The organism is Psychrobacter sp. TB55-MNA-CIBAN-0194 (assembly GCF_040309505.1).
Taxonomy (GTDB): Bacteria; Pseudomonadota; Gammaproteobacteria; order Pseudomonadales; family Moraxellaceae; genus Psychrobacter; species Psychrobacter fozii.
In genome coordinates, this window is sequence record NZ_JBEOOW010000735.1 from 1 (window position 1) to 239 (window position 239).

Below are 239 nucleotides of genomic sequence, written 5' to 3' on the forward strand. Positions count from 1 at the left end.
TCGATGCCCTGCGCGCCGGCGCGCACGTCCGACTGCACGGTGATGGTCGGCTGGCGGTCGCGCTCCCACACGACGCCGTATTCGAGCGTCGGCGTGAAGCGGCCGAGGGAGCCGAGCGGCACGGGGCCGTTCGGCGTCGGCAGCGCGAGGCCCGCGAGTTTCGCCGGATCGACGCGGTCGGCCCGCGGCGCGCGCAGGTCGACGGCGATCAGCTTGTCGCGCTCGCGATACTGCGTGAC

The 239-nt window shown here is 74.5% G+C and carries 1 protein-coding gene; it reads right to left on the reverse strand.

Annotated features, from left to right (window positions below; translation table 11 throughout):
• Positions 1–239, reverse strand: a 239-nt coding sequence (locus AAEY75_RS16920; RefSeq protein WP_352260330.1) for a hypothetical protein, incomplete at both ends; no start/stop codon positions are given.